We start from the raw sequence: 15509 nt of genomic DNA on the forward strand, positions 1-15509 counted from the left end.
GTGGGGTGGCGGTTATGATGCCGTCAAACCCGCCCTGGTGCCGCCCGCCGCATGCCTGCCAACGAAAGCAACCTGATCTGGATCGACCTGGAGATGACCGGCCTGGACCCGGACGCCGATTCGGTGCTCGAGATCGCCACGCTGGTGACCGACAGCCAGCTCAACGTGCTGGCCGAAGGGCCGGAGCTGGCCATCCACCATCCGCTCGAGCGCCTGCAGGCCATGGACGAATGGAACCGCGGCACCCACACCCGCTCGGGCCTGTGGCAGCGCGTGCTCGACAGCCAGGTCACGATGGCCCAGGCCGAGGCCCTGACCGTGGCCTTCCTCGCCGACTGGGTGCCGGCCGGCAAGTCGCCGATCTGCGGCAACTCGATCTGCCAGGACCGGCGCTTCCTGGTGCGGCACATGCCGCGGCTCGAGCGCTACTTCCACTACCGCAACCTCGACGTCTCCACGCTCAAGGAACTGGCGCGGCGCTGGTCGCCGGAGGTGCTGGCGGGCGTGACCAAGGTTGGTGCACACACCGCGCTCAGCGACATCCGCGAGTCGGTCAGGGAACTGGCGCATTACCGCGCCCACATGGGCCGGCTCGGTGGTTCGCCCGATGCGCCGCGCTGAGCATTTTGCCGGCGCGCTGCTCGCCTTCCTGGCCGCGCTGCCGGCGGCACCGGCATTCGCGCTCGACGCCAAGCCGCTCGACAGCTACGCCCGCGAAGTCTGGACCACCCGCGACGGCCTGCCGCACAACCAGGTCAACGCCATCGCCCAGACGCCCGAGGGCTACCTGTGGTTCGCCACCTGGGAAGGCGTGGTGCGCTACAACGGCCAGGAGTTCCGCAGCTTCGGCCGCAACAACGTCGAAGCGCTGCGCGACAGCGGCATCCGCGCGGTCAGCGTCGGCCCCAGCGGCTCGCTGGTGGTGGCCACCTCGCGCGGCGGCGTGAGCGTGATGCGCGAGACCGGCTGGGTCACCTACACCCAGGCCGAGGGCCTGGCCCAGGACGAAACCTTCGCCGCCATCGAGGACCGCGCCGGCCGCCTGTGGGTCGGCACCGAAAGCCGCGGCGTCACCCGCATCGAAGGCGACCGCGCCACCAGCTTCACCGCCACGCAGGGCCTGCCGTCCGAGGTGACCTACGCCCTGCTCGAGGATGGTGGCGGCGCGGTCTGGGTCGGTACGGGGCAGGGTATCGCCCGCATCGAAGGCGACCGCGTACAGGCCTTCGGCACCGACGCCGGCCTGCCGCGTGGCGCGGTCTTCAGCCTGGCGCTGGCGCCGGACGGGCGCCTCTATGCCGGCACCGAAGAAGGCCTGTACGTGGGGCAGGGCGGGCGCTTCGCGCTGGCCCACCCGGACGTCCCGCCCGTGGCCATCGCCAGCCTCGAGGTGGACGAGCAGGGCACGCTCTGGATCGGCACGGTCGACAGCGGCCTGATGCGCCTGGGCACCCGCGGCCTGGAACGCTACGGGGTCTCCGACGGCCTGCCCAACAGCCGCGTCGCCTCGGTGTTCAATGACCGCGAAGGCAACCTCTGGGTCGGCACCAACGCCGGCCTGATGCGCTTTGCCGACACGCCCTTCGTCACCATCGACAGCCACAACGGCCTGTCGGACGACTACGTGCGCGCCCTGCTTGAGGGCCCGGACGGCGAAGTGCTGGTGGGCACCAGCCGTGGCCTCGACCGCTGGCAGGACGAGCGCGCCGAGCCGCTGGCGGGCCTCGAGCGCGACTCGGTGCTGAGCCTGGCGCGGGCGCGCAATGGCGACCTGTGGGTGGGCACGTACTCCACCGGTCTGGCGCGCTGGCGCGACGGCGCGGTGCGCGAGCGCCTGCTGGCAGGCTCGGGCCTGCCCTCGAACCAGGTGCGCGCGGTGGTCGAGGATGCCCAGGGGCAGCTCTGGATCGGCACCTCGCGCGGCCTGCTGCGCCGCGGCGGGCCCGGCGGCGACCGCGTGCTGGGCGAGCGCGACGGCCTGCCGCGCGATTTCGTGCTCAGCCTGTTCGCGGCTTCCGACGGGGCGGTCTGGGTGGGCACGTCCAACGGCGCGGCGCGCATCCTGGGTGACGACATCACCCGGCTCGACATTTCCGGCATGGACGAGGCGCAGGACGTATTCGGCATGCACGAGGACGCCGATGGCACGCTCTGGCTGGCCACCGACCGCGGCGTGCTGCGCTACCGCGGCCAGCGCCTGGACATCGTCGGCGGCAGCCAGGGCCTGCCGGTGGACGCGGTGTTCCAGGTGGTGGTCGACAGCTACGGCAACTTCTGGCTCACCTCCAACGCCGGCGTGATCTATGTGCGCCGCGAAGACATGGAAGCCAGCGCCGACGGCCGCGCCAACCGCCTCGAGTACCAGCAGTTCGCCGAGGCCGACGGCATGGGCAGCGCCCAGTGCAACGGCGGCGCCGGCCCGGCCGCGCTGCGCCTGGCCGACGGCAGCATCTGGGTGGCCACGGCCAAGGGCGTGGCGGTGGTGCAGCCCGACGAACTGCCGCGTTACCAGCTGGCCCCGCCGCCGGTGGTGATCGAAGGCCTGCGCGTGGACGACCGCAGCACCAATGCCGAGGGCGAGCTGGTGCTGCCGCCGGGCACGCGCAAGCTCGAGCTCGACTACGTGAGCCTGAGCTACCGAACGCCCGAGCAGATCCGCTACCGCTACCGACTCGAGGGCTTCGACAACGGCTGGGTCGAGCGGAACCAGCACCGCAACGCCCAGTACACCAACCTGCCGCCGGGCAAGTACCGCTTCCAGGTCAGCGCCGCCCAGCGCGGCAGCGGCTGGAGCCCGGAAACGGCCTCGGTGAGCTTCGAGATCGAGCCGCGCTTCTGGCAGCGGCCCTGGTTCCTGCCGGCGGCCGGCAGCCTGATGGCGCTCGTGCTGTTCGGGCTGTACCGCGCCCGCGTCGGCCAGCTCAAGGCCAGGGAGAGCCAGCTCAGTCGCCTGGTCGACGAACGCACGCGCGCCCTGAGCGAAAAGAACACCGAGCTCGAGCAGAAGAACGAAACCATCCGCAAGCAAAGCGAGGTCTTCGAGCAGCTCTCGCGCACCGACGGCCTCACCGGCCTGCCGAACCGGCGCAGCATGGAGGAGTCGCTGGCTTCGGCCTGGCGGCGCGCGGTCACGGGTGGCGGGCCGGTGAGTTTTGGCCTGCTCGACATCGACCACTTCAAGCGCATCAACGACGGCTTTTCGCACGACGCCGGCGACGCCGTGCTCAGGCGCGTGGCGGCGGTGCTGCGCACCCGGCCGCAGGTGCAGGTGGCGCGCTGGGGTGGCGAGGAGTTCGCGCTGCTGTTCCCGGCCACGGGCCTGGCGCAGGCGCGGGCGCTGTCGGAGGAACTGCGCGCAGCCATCGAAGCCATCGACTGCAGCGACATCGCCCCGGGCCTGACGGTGACCGCCAGCATCGGCCTGGCCGACCGCGGCGCTCTCGCGCACCAGGAGAAGATGGTGTCGCTGGCCGACCAGCGCCTCTACGAAGCCAAGAACGCCGGCCGCAATCGCGTGGCCGGCTGAGGCGGGGCAGGGCGGCTCAGCCGCCCTTGCGTGGCGCCGCTTCCGATTCCGCCAGCGCCACCACCTGGGTGATCGGCAGGGTCTTGCCCTCGCCGTCGTGGTGGTAGATGTGCAGGTCGCGCTGCGGGAAGGGGATGGAGATGCCGCTCTCGTTGAAGCTGCGGTGCACGGCCTCGGTGAGGTCGCTGCGGGTGGCGACGAAGTCGGGCGTCTGCACCCAGGCGCGCAGCACCAGGTTCACGCTCGACTCGGCCAGGGCCGTCACCAGCACCTCCGGCGCGGGATCGCGCAGCACCTTGTCGTGCGCCGCGGCCAGGCCCAGCAGCACCTCGCGGGCCTTGCGGATGTCGTCCTCGTAGCCGATGCCCACCGGCAGGTCGATGCGGCGCTGCGGGCGCGAGGTGAAATTGACGATCGGCTGGGTGGTGATCTGGCTGTTGGGCAGGATGATGTCGTGGTTCTGGTAGGCGCGCAGCAGGGTCTGGAAGATGTTGACCCGCTCGACCACGCCCTCCTTGCCGGCGATCTCGACGGCGTCGCCGGCGCGGAAGGGGCGCAGCACGATCAGCATCACGCCCGAGGCGATGTTCGAGAGCGAATCCTTCAGCGCCAGGCCGATGGCCAGGCCCGCGGCGCCCAGCACCGCCAGCAGCGAGGTGGTGGGCACGCCAACCGCATCGAGCACGGCCACCAGCACCACCACCAGGCCCAGCACGCGGGCGAAATTGCGCAGGAAGTCGCGCAGGATCTGCTCCATGCCGGCCCGCACCAGCACGCGGTCGAGGCCGCGGGTGAGCAGCTTCACCACCCACCAGCCGGCCAGGCCGACGGCCACCGCCAGCGCGGCGCGCACCAGCCAGGGGTTGGCGCCCAGCGACTCGACCAGGGTGGTTTCCAGACCCCCGAGCGGCGAGACCACCTCGGCGGCGGCTTCGCTGGCGTCGGAAGCGGGCGGGGTCGGCTGGGTCATCCCTGTGGCGTACTCAGCTGGCCTTGAGCTTGGCCAGGCGCAGCCAGGTGTCAATCACGGTGTCGGGGTTGAGCGACACCGACTCGATGCCCTGCTGCATCAGCCACTCGGCCAGGTCGGGGTGGTCGGACGGGCCCTGGCCGCAGATGCCGATGTACTTGCCCTTGGCGCGGGCGGCGCCGATGGCCATCGACAGCAGCTTCTTCACCGCCGGGTCGCGCTCGTCGAACAGGTTGGCGACGATGCCCGAGTCGCGGTCCAGGCCCAGGCTGAGCTGGGTGAGGTCGTTCGAACCGATCGAGAAGCCGTCGAAGATCTCGAGGAACTCGTCGGCCAGCAGGGCGTTCGAGGGCACCTCGCACATCATGATCACCTTCAGGCCGTTCTCGCCGCGCCTGAGGCCATTGGCCTCGAGCGCCGCGATCACGGCGCGGCCCTCGTCGAGGGTGCGTACGAACGGGATCATGATCCAGCAGTTCGTGAGGCCCATCTCGTCGCGCACCTTGCGCACGGCGCGGCACTCGAGCGCGAAGCAGTCGCGGAAGTCCGGGTGCACGTAGCGCGAGGCGCCACGGAAGCCGATCATCGGGTTCTCTTCGTGCGGCTCGTAGGCCTTGCCGCCGACCAGGTTGGCGTACTCGTTGGACTTGAAGTCCGACAGGCGCACGATCACCGCGTTGGGCGCGAACGCCGCCGTCAGCGTGGCGATGCCCTCGGCCAGGCGCTCGACGTAGAAGCTCACCGGGTCGGCATAACCGGCGGTGATCTGGTCGATCTGCTTCTTGAGCTCGGCCGGCTGCTTGTCGTACTCGAGCAGGGCGCGCGGGTGCACGCCGATCTGGCGGGCGATGATGAACTCCAGGCGCGCCAGGCCGATGCCCTGGTTGGGCAACTGGGCGAAGTCGAAGGCGCGCTCGGGGTTGCCGACGTTCATCATGATCTTCAGCGGTGCCGGCGGCATGTTGCCCAGGTCGGTGGTCGTGACCTCGAAGCCGAGCTTGCCCGCGTAGATGTAGCCGGTGTCGCCCTCGGCGCAGCTGACGGTGACTTCGGCGCCGTCGGGGATGGTCTGCATCGCATCGCCCGTGCCCACCACGGCCGGCACGCCCAGCTCGCGGGCGATGATGGCCGCGTGGCAGGTGCGGCCGCCGCGGTTGGTGACGATGGCGGCGGCGCGCTTCATGATCGGCTCCCAGTCGGGGTCGGTCATGTCGGCCACCAGCACGTCGCCGGGCTGGAACTTGCTCATCTCGGCCAGGTTGCGCACGATCCGCGCCGTGCCGGCGCCGATCTTGTGGCCGATGGCGCGGCCTTCCGACAGCACTTCGCCGCGGCGCTCGAGGTGGAAACGCTCGATCTGGGTGGCATGGGCGCGCGAGCGCACCGTCTCCGGGCGGGCCTGCAGGATGTAGAGCTTGCCGGTGTGGCCGTCCTTGCCCCATTCGATGTCCATCGGGCGGCCGTAGTGCTGCTCGATGGTGAGCGCCTGGCGCGAGAGTTCCTCGACGTCGGCGTCGGTGATCGAGAAGCGGCTGCGCAATTCGGCCGGCACCGGCTCGGTGCGCACGCGCTCGCCCGGGACGTCGGAATAGACCATGCGGATCTGCTTGCTGCCGAGGTTGCGGCGCAGCACCGCCGGCTTGCCCTCGCGCAGCGTGGGCTTGTAGACGTAGAACTCGTCGGGGTTGACCGCGCCCTGCACGACCATCTCGCCCAGGCCGTAGCTGGCGGTGACGAAGACCACGTCGCGGAAGCCCGACTCGGTGTCGAGCGTGAACAGCACGCCCGAGGCGCCGACGTCGGAGCGCACCATCAGCTGCACGCCGGCCGAGAGGAACACGTCTTCGTGCTTGAAGCCGTGGTGCACGCGGTAGGCGATGGCGCGGTCGTTGTAGAGGCTGGCGAAGACTTCCTTCACCTTGTGGACGACGTCGTCCTCGCCGGTGACGTTGAGGAAGGTCTCCTGCTGGCCGGCGAAGCTGGCGTCGGGCAGGTCCTCGGCGGTGGCGGAGGAGCGCACGGCCACGGCCAGGGCCGGGTCGCCGGCCTCGGCGCAGAGCTGGCGGTAGGCCTGGCGGATGGACTGGTCGAGCTGCGGCTGCAGCGGGGCGTCAATCACCCAGCCGCGGATCTCGGCGCCGGCGGCGACCAGCGCGTCCACGTCCTCGACGTCGAGCGCGCCCAGGCGGTCGTAGATGCGCTGGTGCAGGTCGTTGAAGGCGATGAATTCACGGAAGGCGTCGGCCGTGGTGGCGAAGCCGCCGGGCACCGAGACGCCCAGGTGGGCCAGCTGGCCGATCATCTCGCCGAGCGAGGAGTTCTTGCCGCCGACCTGGGCCAGGTCGGAAAGGCGGAGTTCGTGCAGCCAGAGGACGTCGGCGTTCAAGGAGGGCTCCGTGCGCTCGGGGCCGGGCGACCGGAGGGGGACGCCCCGCGTACGATGGAATCAAGCTGCGTATGATGCGACCCACGGGCGCGTCATACAAGCTTGAATTGTCTAGGGAATCATGCCGAGGCGGGGCTTTCGGCGGGAGGAAACAGCGGCATGGAAGGGGTTCGCCACGTCTTTTACGTCTCCGACGGCACCGGCATCACCGCCGAGACTATCGGCCACAGCCTGCTGACCCAGTTCAACGGCATCGAATTCGCCACCCGGCGCATCGCCTTCGTCGACAGCGTCGAAAAGGCCGAGGCCGCCGTGGCCCAGATCAGGACGGCCGAGCTGGCCAGCGGCCTGCGCCCGGTGGTGGTGAACACCGTGGTCGACCCCGAACTCAATGGCCTGCTGGCCGCCAGCGGGGCGCTGATGCTCGACGTGTTCGCGCCCTTCATCAGCCCGCTCGAACAGGAGCTGTCGCAAAAGCGCCAGCCGCGCGTGGGCCACGCCCACGGCCTGGTGGACTTCGCCGCCTACGAGCAGCGCATCAACGCCACCAACTACGCGCTCACCCACGACGACGGCATGGACGTGCACTACGACGACGCCGACGTGATCCTGGTGGGCGTGTCGCGTTCGGGCAAGACGCCCACGTGCCTGTACCTGGCGCTGCACTACGGCGTGAAGGCCGCGAACTATCCGCTCACCATCGAGGACCTCGAGGGGCGCGAGCTGCCTCGGCGCCTGCGCAAGCACCGCAGCAAGCTCTTCGGCCTGACCATCGACCCCATCCGCCTGCAGCAGATCCGCCAGGAGCGCCGGCCGAACTCGCGCTACGCCACGCTCGACACCTGCCGCTCCGAAGTCATTGCCGCCGAGGCGATGTTCCGCCAGGAGAACATTCCGGTGCTGTCCACCACGCACACCTCGATCGAGGAAATCTCGGGCAAGGTGCTGGCGCAACTGGGCATCCACCGGCACATGTTCTGAGCCGCGGACGCCGCCGGGACGCGTGCTAGCATCGGGCCATGCACGCCCCGGCGCCCAAGCATCCGCACCTGCCGCGACTGAGCCGCTTCCAGTGGCTGATGGGCCTTTACGGCGAGAATTTCCAGCGCCTGACGCGCATGTTCCAGCCGCAGGTGCTGGCGCCGGGCCGCTATGTTTCCCGCGTCGAGGGCGGACTGGACCTGCACCTGGAGGTGCTGGCGCTGCATGCGTACACGGTGGAACTGCGGCTGAGCTACGCCATGCTCGACCCGGCCACCGGCCAGCCCGACCCTTCGGCCTACGTGCGCCTGTACCGCGACGCCCGCCAGGCCGAGGCCACGCACTGCTACATCGGCCGCCGCTGGCAGGACGTCCTGGGCCTGCGCCCGAACGTGCAGGTGATGGTGGGCCACCGCCTGCGAATGAACGGCTTCCTCAACAAGTGGCTCGACTATCTTGAAGGGCAGGGGCACGGCCCCCACACCCTGGCCGAGGCGGGTCCGGCGCCGGCCGACGAAAAAAATGCAGCCTGTGCTTGACGAGCCTGTCGCGCCTGACTAAACTTTCGCTTCTTCCTTCGGTGGGGCTATAGCTCAGCTGGGAGAGCGCTACAATGGCATTGTAGAGGTCATCGGTTCGATCCCGATTAGCTCCACCACCGATTTAAGTCCCCATCGTCTAGAGGCCTAGGACATTACCCTTTCACGGTAGCGACCGGGGTTCGAATCCCCGTGGGGACGCCAAGAGTGAAGCCTCGAAAGCCCGGTCCGAAAGACCGGGCTTTTTCTTTGCGCGATTGCCGGGGACACTCCAGGACATGGCCCACGCGAACTCCAAACACCAGATCCTCCTCGCCGTGTTGCCGCTGGCCGAGGCCGCGGGCCAGCCGGCCTGGCTCGACGCCGGCGAGCAGGCGCGCCTCGACGGCATGGCCTCGCCGCTGCGGCGGCGGCAGTTCCTGGCCGGGCATGGCCTGGCGCGGCGCCTGGCCGAATCGCTGGCCGGCCGGCCCGCCGGCGAATGGCGCTGGTCGGTCGACGACGGACAGCGGCGCCGGCTGGTGCACGTTGACGGCGAGGCGCTCTTCGTTTCCGTCAGCCATTCCGGCGACCACGTGGCCGCCGCCGTGGGCCGCAAGGCGCTGGGGTTGGACCTGGAATGCGACCCGCGCGAACGCGACTGGGCCGGACTGGCCCGCAGCCTGTTCGAGCCGTCGCTGGTCGATGGCGTCGGCGCCGACCCGGCCGCGTTCCGCCGCGCCTGGGCCCTGGCCGAGGCCGAGGCCAAGCGTTCTGGCGATGGCATCCAGCGTGCCTGGCTGCGCCGCCTGCTCATGGAACCCGCGAACCGTCCTGACGCCGAGGCCTGGACCTGGCCCCTGGCGGGGCAGGGCACGCTGGCTCTCGCGGCCTGGCCGGGCGCGACCGTCGAGGGTGGGCCGGGCGTGCCGCAGGCCTGGCGCTACCGCCTGGCCGGCTGAGGCGCTTCGCCGCCGGCGAGGTCGTCGAGGATCGGGCAGTCGGGCCGCTCGTCGCCGTGGCAGTGCCGGGCCAGCGACTGCAGCGTGCGCTGCATGGCCTGCATCTCGCCGATGCGCGCTTCGAGGTCGGCGGCGTGCGCCAATGCCAGCTGCTTGACCTCGGCGCTGCTGCGGCCCGGGTCGGACCACAGGCCCAGCAGCTGGGCGATCTGGGCCATCGAGAACCCCAGCGTGCGTGCCCGCCGGATGAAACGCAGGCGGTGCAGGTCGGCCTCGCTGTAGAGCCGGTAGTTGGCGAACGTGCGGTTGGCCGGCGGGATCAGGCCGGTGGCCTCGTAGTGCCGGATCATCTTGGCCGAAACGCCCGACAGCGCCGAGGCCTCGCCGATGTTGTGCAGGCCCCGGGCCTTGGCGTCGCCGAGCTCGGGCCGGATCGTTCGCTTGGACATGGCGTTCTCCTCAGTGCCGGGCGCGCGGCGTCCAGCGCCGCAAGAGCAGGGTATTGGACACGACGCTCACGCTCGAGAGCGCCATCGCCGCGCCGGCCACCACGGGGTTGAGCAGGCCAGCGGCGGCCAGCGGGATGCCGACGACGTTGTAGATGAAGGCCCAGAACAGGTTCTGGTGGATCTTGCGCGTGGTGCGGCGCGAGACGTCGATGGCGTCGGCCACCAGGCGCGGGTCGCCGCGCATCAGGGTGACGCCGGCCGCATGCATGGCCACGTCGGTGCCGCCGCCCATCGCGAAGCCGACGTGGGCCGCCGCCAGCGCCGGCGCGTCGTTGACGCCGTCGCCGACCATGGCCACGTGTCCCTGGCGCGCCAGTTCGCGCACGACCTCGGCCTTGTCGGCCGGCAGCACGTCGGCGCGCACGTCGTCGTCGGGAATACCCAGCGCACGGGCCACCGACAGGGCGGCGCCGCGGTTGTCGCCGGACACCATCACCGTGCGCAGGCCCTGCGACCGCAGCGCGGCGATGGCCTCCCTGGCCTCGGGCCGCGGCGGGTCGCCGAAGGCCAGCAAGCCCTCCAGTTGCCAACCGCCGTCGCGCTCCGACGCCAGCCAGGAGACCGAGCGTCCCTTGCCGGCCTCGGCTTCGCCGTCGGTGGCGAGGGCGCCCAGTGCGACGCCCCGCTCCTGCATCAGGCGGCTGCTGCCCAACACCAGGCGCTGGCCCTCGATTCGGCCTTCGAGGCCGCGACCCTGCAGCGCGGTGATGCCCTGCGCCGGCGCGGGCAGCGCGCCCGCGGCCGTGGCGGCGCTGACCACGGCCCGCGCCAGCGGATGTTCGCTGCCGAGCTGGAGCGCGGCGGCGCGCTGCAGCAGGCGGGTGTGGTTGCCGTCGGTCGCGCGCAGCGCCACCAGTTCGGGCTTGCCCGCGGTAAGCGTGCCGGTCTTGTCGAAGGCGACGATGCGCAGGGTGCGCGTGGTTTCCAGCGCCTCGGCATCCTTGATCAGGATGCCGGCCTGGGCCGCGACGCCGGTGCCGGCCATGATGGCCGTGGGCGTGGCCAGGCCCAGCGCGCAGGGGCACGCGATGACCAGCACGGCCACCGCGTTGAGCGTGGCCTGGGTCCAGTCGCCGGACGCAAACCCCCAGCCGAGCAGCGTCGCGAGCGCGATCACGACGACGACCGGCACGAACACGGCGCTGACGCGATCGACGATGCGCTGGATCGGCGCCTTCTTCGCCTGCGCGTCCTCCACCAGCCGGATGATGCGCGCCAGCGCCGACTCGGCGCCCACGGCGGTGGTGCGCAGCACCAGCCGGCCTTCGGCGTTCACGGCGCCGCCGGTGACGTGGTCGCCGGGCTCCTTGGCCACCGGCAGGGATTCGCCGCTGAGCAGCGACTCGTCGGCATGGCTGCGGCCCTCGAGCACCTCGCCATCGACCGGGAAACGTTCGCCGGGCAGCACCACCACGAGGTCGCCCGTGCGCACGGTGGCGACCGGCACCTCGGCCTCGCGGCCATTGCGGTGGCGCAGGCGCGCGGTCGCCGGGCGCAGCGCCTGCAGGGCGCGGATGGCCTCGGTGGTCTGGCGCTTGGCGCGGGCCTCGAGCCACTTGCCCATCAGGATGAGCGTGATGATGACCGCCGAGGCCTCGAAATAAAGCGGCGGCTCGCCGTGGTGCGGCTGGGAGAACAGCAGGTGGTAGACGCTGAGGCCGTAGCCGGCGCTGGTGCCGATGGCCACCAGCAGGTCCATGTTGCCGCTGCGCGCCTTCAGCGCCTTCCAGCCGGCGCGGTAGAAGCGCGCACCGAGCCAGAACTGCACCGGCGTGGCCAGGGCGAACTGCCACCAGCCCGGCAGCGCCCAGTGCCCGCCGAAGGGCATGGCCAGCATCGGCAGCACCAGCGGCAGCGAGAGCAGCGCCGCCAGCGCCAGGTGCCGTCGCTCGCGCGCTGCGGCATCGCTGGCGGGCGGCGGGGCGCTGTCGCCATCGAGCGGCAGCGCTTCGTAACCAGCCTGCTTCACGGCTTCGACCAGTGGCTCCGGTCCGACGCTGCCGTCGGTGGCCACCGACGCGGTGTCGGTGGCCAGGTTCACGCTGGCGGCGCTGACGCCGGGCACCTGCGCCAGCGCCTTCTCCACCCGGCCTGCGCAGGAGGCGCAGGTCATTCCACGGACGGCGAATCTCAGTTCAGCGGGGGAGGGCATGGCGGCGGACCTTGTCGGGGAGGGAGCCCCAGCTTCGGCCTTCCCATCATGGGAGGGTCAAGCCCGGGTGCTCACTCGCCGTGGCGCGCGAAGGGCTCGGCCTTGCCGTCGGGCGTGATCAACTCGACGGTGTAGGGCTGCACGCGGCCATCGGGTGCTTCCATGCCCGGCGAACCGATCGGCATGCCCGGCACGGTGAGGCCGCGGGCCTTGGGGCGCTCGGCGAGCAGGCGCTTGACGTCCCGGGCGGGCACGTGGCCCTCGACGAAATAGCCATCGACCTCGGCCGTGTGGCACGAGCCCTTGGCCGGCGGAATGCCGACGCGGGCCTTCACCGGACCCATGTCCTCGGTCTCGACCACCTTCACTTCGAAGCCTTCGGCCCGCATGTGCTCGACCCAGAGCTTGCAGCAGCCGCAGTAGGGGCTCTTGTGCACGGTGACCAGCGGCAGGCTGTTGTCGACCGGGCTGGCGTTGGCCGGCGCCTGCGCGAACGCCGGCGCGACCAGCAGCAGGGCGGCCAGCGCGAAAAGATGTCGCATCGTCTTCATGGTCTTGCTCCTTGGTTTCAAGCCTTGCCGCGGCGCACGGGCGCGCCGAAGGCGGGATCGGTGCTCACGCGCCGGGCCACGGTGCCGGGCGGGTTGCGGTACCAGCCCGGGTCGCTGAAATCGCCAGGGGCGATGTCGTCGCGCACCTTGAGCACGGTGAACATGCCGCCCATCTCGATGTTCCCGAACGGGCCCTTGCCGGCCATCATCGCCAGCGTATTCTCCGGGCCCTTCATGTGGCCGCTGTCGGTGTGTTCCTGATGTTCGGACATGCCGTGCTGGCCCATGGCCATGTAGCCCGGCAGCATCCGGCGGATCTTCTGCTCCACGCCCGCCTGGTCGACGCCCAGCGTGTTCGGGATTTCGTGGCCCATCGGACCCATGGTGTGGTGCGACATGTGGCAGTGGAAGGCCCAGTCTCCGGGCACGGCGGTGAATTCGATGTCGCGCATCTGGCCGACGCCGACGATCTCGGTCACTTCCTTGCGCCACTGCGACCGGGGCCAGCGGCCGCCGTCGCCACCGGTCACGTCGAACTGCACGCCGTGCAGGTGGATCGGGTGGTTCCACATGCTCAGGTTGCCCACGCGGATGCGCACGCGCTCGCCGGTGCGCGCCACCATCGGCTCGATGGCCGGATAGACCTTGGAATTGAAGGTCCACAGGTCGAAGTCCTGCATCACCGACGGATCCGGCCGGTACGTGCCCGGGTGCAGGGCGAAGTGGTGCAGCAGCAGGGCATAGTCGCGGTCCACGTGGTCGCCGCCCTTGGGATGGATGACGAACAGGCCCATCATGCCCATCGCCAGCTGCACCATCTCGTCGGCATGCGGGTGGTACATGTGGCTGCCGTGCTGCACCAGGTCGAACTCGTAGGCGAAGGTTTCGCCGGGCTGGATTTGCGGCTGGCTCAGGCCGCCCACGCCGTCCATGCCGCTGGGCAGGATCAGGCCGTGCCAGTGGATGGTGGTGGCTTCCTTGAGGCGGTTGGTGACGAAGATGCGCACGCGGTCGCCTTCGGTGGCCTCGATGGTCGGGCCCGGCGTGGAACCGTTGTAGCCCCAGCAGGTGGCCTTCGAGCCGGGCGCGAACTCGTGCTCGATTTCCTCGGCGACGAGGTGGAATTCCTTGACGCCGTTGTTCATGCGGTGCGGCAGCGACCAGCCGTTGAGCGTGCGCACCTTGCCGCGGGCGCGGCGCGCCGGCGGCGCGCTGTCGGTGTCCACGCGTTCGGCGGGCGCGGTCTGGGCGAGCACCGGCAGCGCGGCGGCGCCCGCCAGGCCGGCACCGGCGCCGATCAGCAGCTTGCGTCGGGAAAGGCTCATGGCGTGGCTCCGTGATGGTGGTGGTGGTCGTGCTCGTCTTCGGTTTCTTCCGCCTTCGGGGCGGGCTTTTCCTCCGCCTTGGGCGACATGTCGTGGCCCGAATGGTCCATGCCTTGGTGCTTGGAGTGGTCCATGCCTTGGTGCTTGGAGTGGTCCATGCCCTGGTGCTTGGAGTGGTCCATGCCGCCGTGCTGAGAGTGATCCATCGCCGGCGCTTCGGCCGGGCCGAGGATGTCGTCGAGCGAGGGCGTGCGCGCGGCGATGCCCGCGTCGCTGGGCAGGCGGTGGCCGACCACGCGGGCCAGCTCGACACGGGCCAGCCAGTAGTCGCGCACGGCCTCGAGGTAGGACTGGTAGGCGTCGTACTCGGCCACCTTGGCCTGGATCAGCTCGAACACGCCGATGAGCATGAAGTTCTGGCGCTCCTGCTGCCGCGCCACGATGGCTTCTCGCTGCGGCACCAGCGCGAGGCGGTGGGTGTCGACCACCTCGCGCATCGCCGCCACCGCTTCGGCGCCGGTGAGCACGCCGTTCTCCGCGGCCAGCTCCGCCTGCTGCATGCGGGCCATCGCTTCGGCCAGGCGCGCCTGGGCCTTGGCCAGCTTGGCCTGGCCCTGGTTGAACACCGGCAGTTCGAGCGCGATTTCCGGACCCCGCAGCACGCTGCCGTCGCCTTCCTTATTCGCGCTCGTAGCCGATCTCGCTGCCGCCGAGCCAGCGCAGGGTGCGGGTCAGGCCCAGCGCATCGGCCAGCACCTCGGCCTCGGCGCGTGCGGCCAGCAGTTCGAGGTTGCCCTCGCTCGCCAGCGCGACCAGCGCGGCCGGCTCGTCCTCGCTCGGGACGGGCAGGGGCAGGGTGTCGCTGGCCTCCCACCGGGCCTCTTCGCCGCGCAGGCCCAGCAGCGTCACCAGCTCAAGGCGATGGCGCGACGCATCGGCCTTCGCCTGCAGCGCCTCGATGCGTGCCTGGCTGGCCGCCGCCTGTTCCTGCGCCAGCTGCAGCGCGCTGATGTTGCCGGCGGCGTGGAAGCGCCCGGCCAGCTCGGCGCTGGCGGCCGTGCCTTCCGCCACGGCCTCGCGCATGCCCGCCACCTGGCGCGCGGTGACGTAGGTATACCAAGCGGCCTCGACATCGGCGACGGTGTCGAGCACCGCACCGGCGACTTCGAACCGCGCACGGTCGTAGTCCTTGTTCGCCAGTCGGGCCTTGGCCGGCATCAGCAGCAGGTCGAACAACGGCAGCGACAGTCCCGTGGTGCGGATGTGGCCGCCGCCCTCGATCGACAGGCGCTGGAACGACAGCCGCGGATTCTCGATCTCGACCGCTTCGAGCACCTCGGCGCGGGCCAGGCCCAGGCGCGCGTAGTGCTCGCGCAGGCGCGGGCTGCGCAGCATGGCCACGCGGGTGGCGGCCTCGAGCGTCATCGGCGCGTCCAGCCACTGCTGGATGCGCGCCTGCTCAGCCGGCGGCGCGGACAGCGCCGACCAGTCCACGGCCGGGCCGCCGCGTTCGGACAGCAGCTGGGTGATGTCGGCGTGGCGCGGTTGCGGCGCCAGCGAGGCGCAGCCGGCGAGGCTGGCGCCCAGGGCCAGCGCCAGGACGGCGCGGGCGGGAATGCGATTCATGGT

The 15509-nt window shown here is 70.8% G+C and carries 13 protein-coding genes and 2 tRNA genes; 7 read left to right on the forward strand and 8 right to left on the reverse strand.

What is annotated here, in order from left to right:
- Positions 1-51 precede the first annotated feature (51 nt).
- Both orn and ABS41_RS06030 read left to right on the forward strand, forming a co-directional pair.
- The gene (orn, locus tag ABS41_RS06025) at positions 52-621 is read left to right on the forward strand and encodes an oligoribonuclease (protein WP_290591921.1); all 570 of its coding nucleotides are present in this window, start codon (positions 52-54) and stop codon (positions 619-621) included.
- Positions 608-3526, forward strand: coding sequence for a ligand-binding sensor domain-containing diguanylate cyclase (locus ABS41_RS06030; protein ID WP_290591923.1), 2919 nt, complete (start codon positions 608-610; stop codon positions 3524-3526). Before orn ends, ABS41_RS06030 begins: the two co-directional genes overlap by 14 nt.
- A gap of 16 nt (positions 3527-3542) precedes the next feature.
- Here the strand turns inward: ABS41_RS06030 and ABS41_RS06035 are convergent, their stop codons facing one another.
- The gene (locus tag ABS41_RS06035; protein ID WP_290591926.1) at positions 3543-4496 is read right to left on the reverse strand and encodes a mechanosensitive ion channel domain-containing protein; all 954 of its coding nucleotides are present in this window, start codon (positions 4494-4496) and stop codon (positions 3543-3545) included.
- A gap of 13 nt (positions 4497-4509) precedes the next feature.
- Complete coding sequence (gene ppsA, locus ABS41_RS06040; protein ID WP_290591928.1) at positions 4510-6882, reverse strand: phosphoenolpyruvate synthase; 2373 nt, start codon at positions 6880-6882, stop codon at positions 4510-4512.
- A gap of 159 nt (positions 6883-7041) precedes the next feature.
- Between ppsA and ABS41_RS06045 the strand changes: the two genes are divergently transcribed.
- The 5 genes from ABS41_RS06045 to ABS41_RS06065 all read left to right on the forward strand — a co-directional run bounded on the left by ABS41_RS06045 (position 7042) and on the right by ABS41_RS06065 (position 9343).
- Positions 7042-7863 (forward strand): pyruvate, water dikinase regulatory protein, encoded by an 822-nt coding sequence (locus ABS41_RS06045; RefSeq protein ID WP_290591930.1) that lies wholly within the window; start codon positions 7042-7044, stop codon positions 7861-7863.
- A 38-nt stretch (positions 7864-7901) separates the two neighbouring features.
- Positions 7902-8402 (forward strand): DUF1249 domain-containing protein, encoded by a 501-nt coding sequence (locus tag ABS41_RS06050; protein WP_290591934.1) that lies wholly within the window; start codon positions 7902-7904, stop codon positions 8400-8402.
- A 43-nt stretch (positions 8403-8445) separates the two neighbouring features.
- Positions 8446-8521: transfer RNA gene (locus ABS41_RS06055), tRNA-Ala, on the forward strand.
- A 9-nt stretch (positions 8522-8530) separates the two neighbouring features.
- Positions 8531-8606 (forward strand) — tRNA-Glu (locus ABS41_RS06060).
- Between the two features lie 74 nt (positions 8607-8680).
- Positions 8681-9343: a hypothetical protein gene (locus ABS41_RS06065; protein WP_290591936.1), complete on the forward strand. Its 663-nt coding sequence runs from the start codon at positions 8681-8683 to the stop codon at positions 9341-9343.
- On the opposite strand, the gene cueR is transcribed toward ABS41_RS06065, so the two are convergent.
- The 6 genes from cueR to ABS41_RS06095 all read right to left on the reverse strand — a co-directional run bounded on the left by cueR (position 9325) and on the right by ABS41_RS06095 (position 15506).
- Positions 9325-9792 carry a Cu(I)-responsive transcriptional regulator gene (gene cueR / locus ABS41_RS06070; protein WP_290591938.1) on the reverse strand — a complete coding sequence of 156 codons (468 nt, stop codon included), beginning with the start codon at positions 9790-9792 and terminating at the stop codon, positions 9325-9327. The genes ABS41_RS06065 and cueR overlap by 19 nt on opposite strands.
- A gap of 10 nt (positions 9793-9802) precedes the next feature.
- Positions 9803-12004 (reverse strand): heavy metal translocating P-type ATPase, encoded by a 2202-nt coding sequence (locus tag ABS41_RS06075; RefSeq protein ID WP_290591940.1) that lies wholly within the window; start codon positions 12002-12004, stop codon positions 9803-9805.
- Positions 12005-12075: 71 nt separating this feature from the next.
- Positions 12076-12546 (reverse strand): DUF411 domain-containing protein, encoded by a 471-nt coding sequence (locus ABS41_RS06080; protein ID WP_290592020.1) that lies wholly within the window; start codon positions 12544-12546, stop codon positions 12076-12078.
- Between the two features lie 26 nt (positions 12547-12572).
- Entirely contained in the window at positions 12573-13880 is a 1308-nt protein-coding gene (locus tag ABS41_RS06085; protein WP_290591942.1) for a copper oxidase, read from the reverse strand.
- Entirely contained in the window at positions 13877-14542 is a 666-nt protein-coding gene (locus ABS41_RS06090; protein ID WP_290591944.1) for a TolC family protein, read from the reverse strand. Before ABS41_RS06090 ends, ABS41_RS06085 begins: the two co-directional genes overlap by 4 nt.
- Before the next feature lie 16 nt (positions 14543-14558).
- Positions 14559-15506: a TolC family protein gene (locus tag ABS41_RS06095; protein ID WP_290591946.1), complete on the reverse strand. Its 948-nt coding sequence runs from the start codon at positions 15504-15506 to the stop codon at positions 14559-14561.
- Between the last annotated feature and the right edge of the window lie 3 nt (positions 15507-15509).

This window comes from Arenimonas sp. SCN 70-307, from assembly GCF_001724815.1.
In the GTDB taxonomy this organism is placed as follows: Bacteria; Pseudomonadota; Gammaproteobacteria; order Xanthomonadales; family Xanthomonadaceae; genus Arenimonas.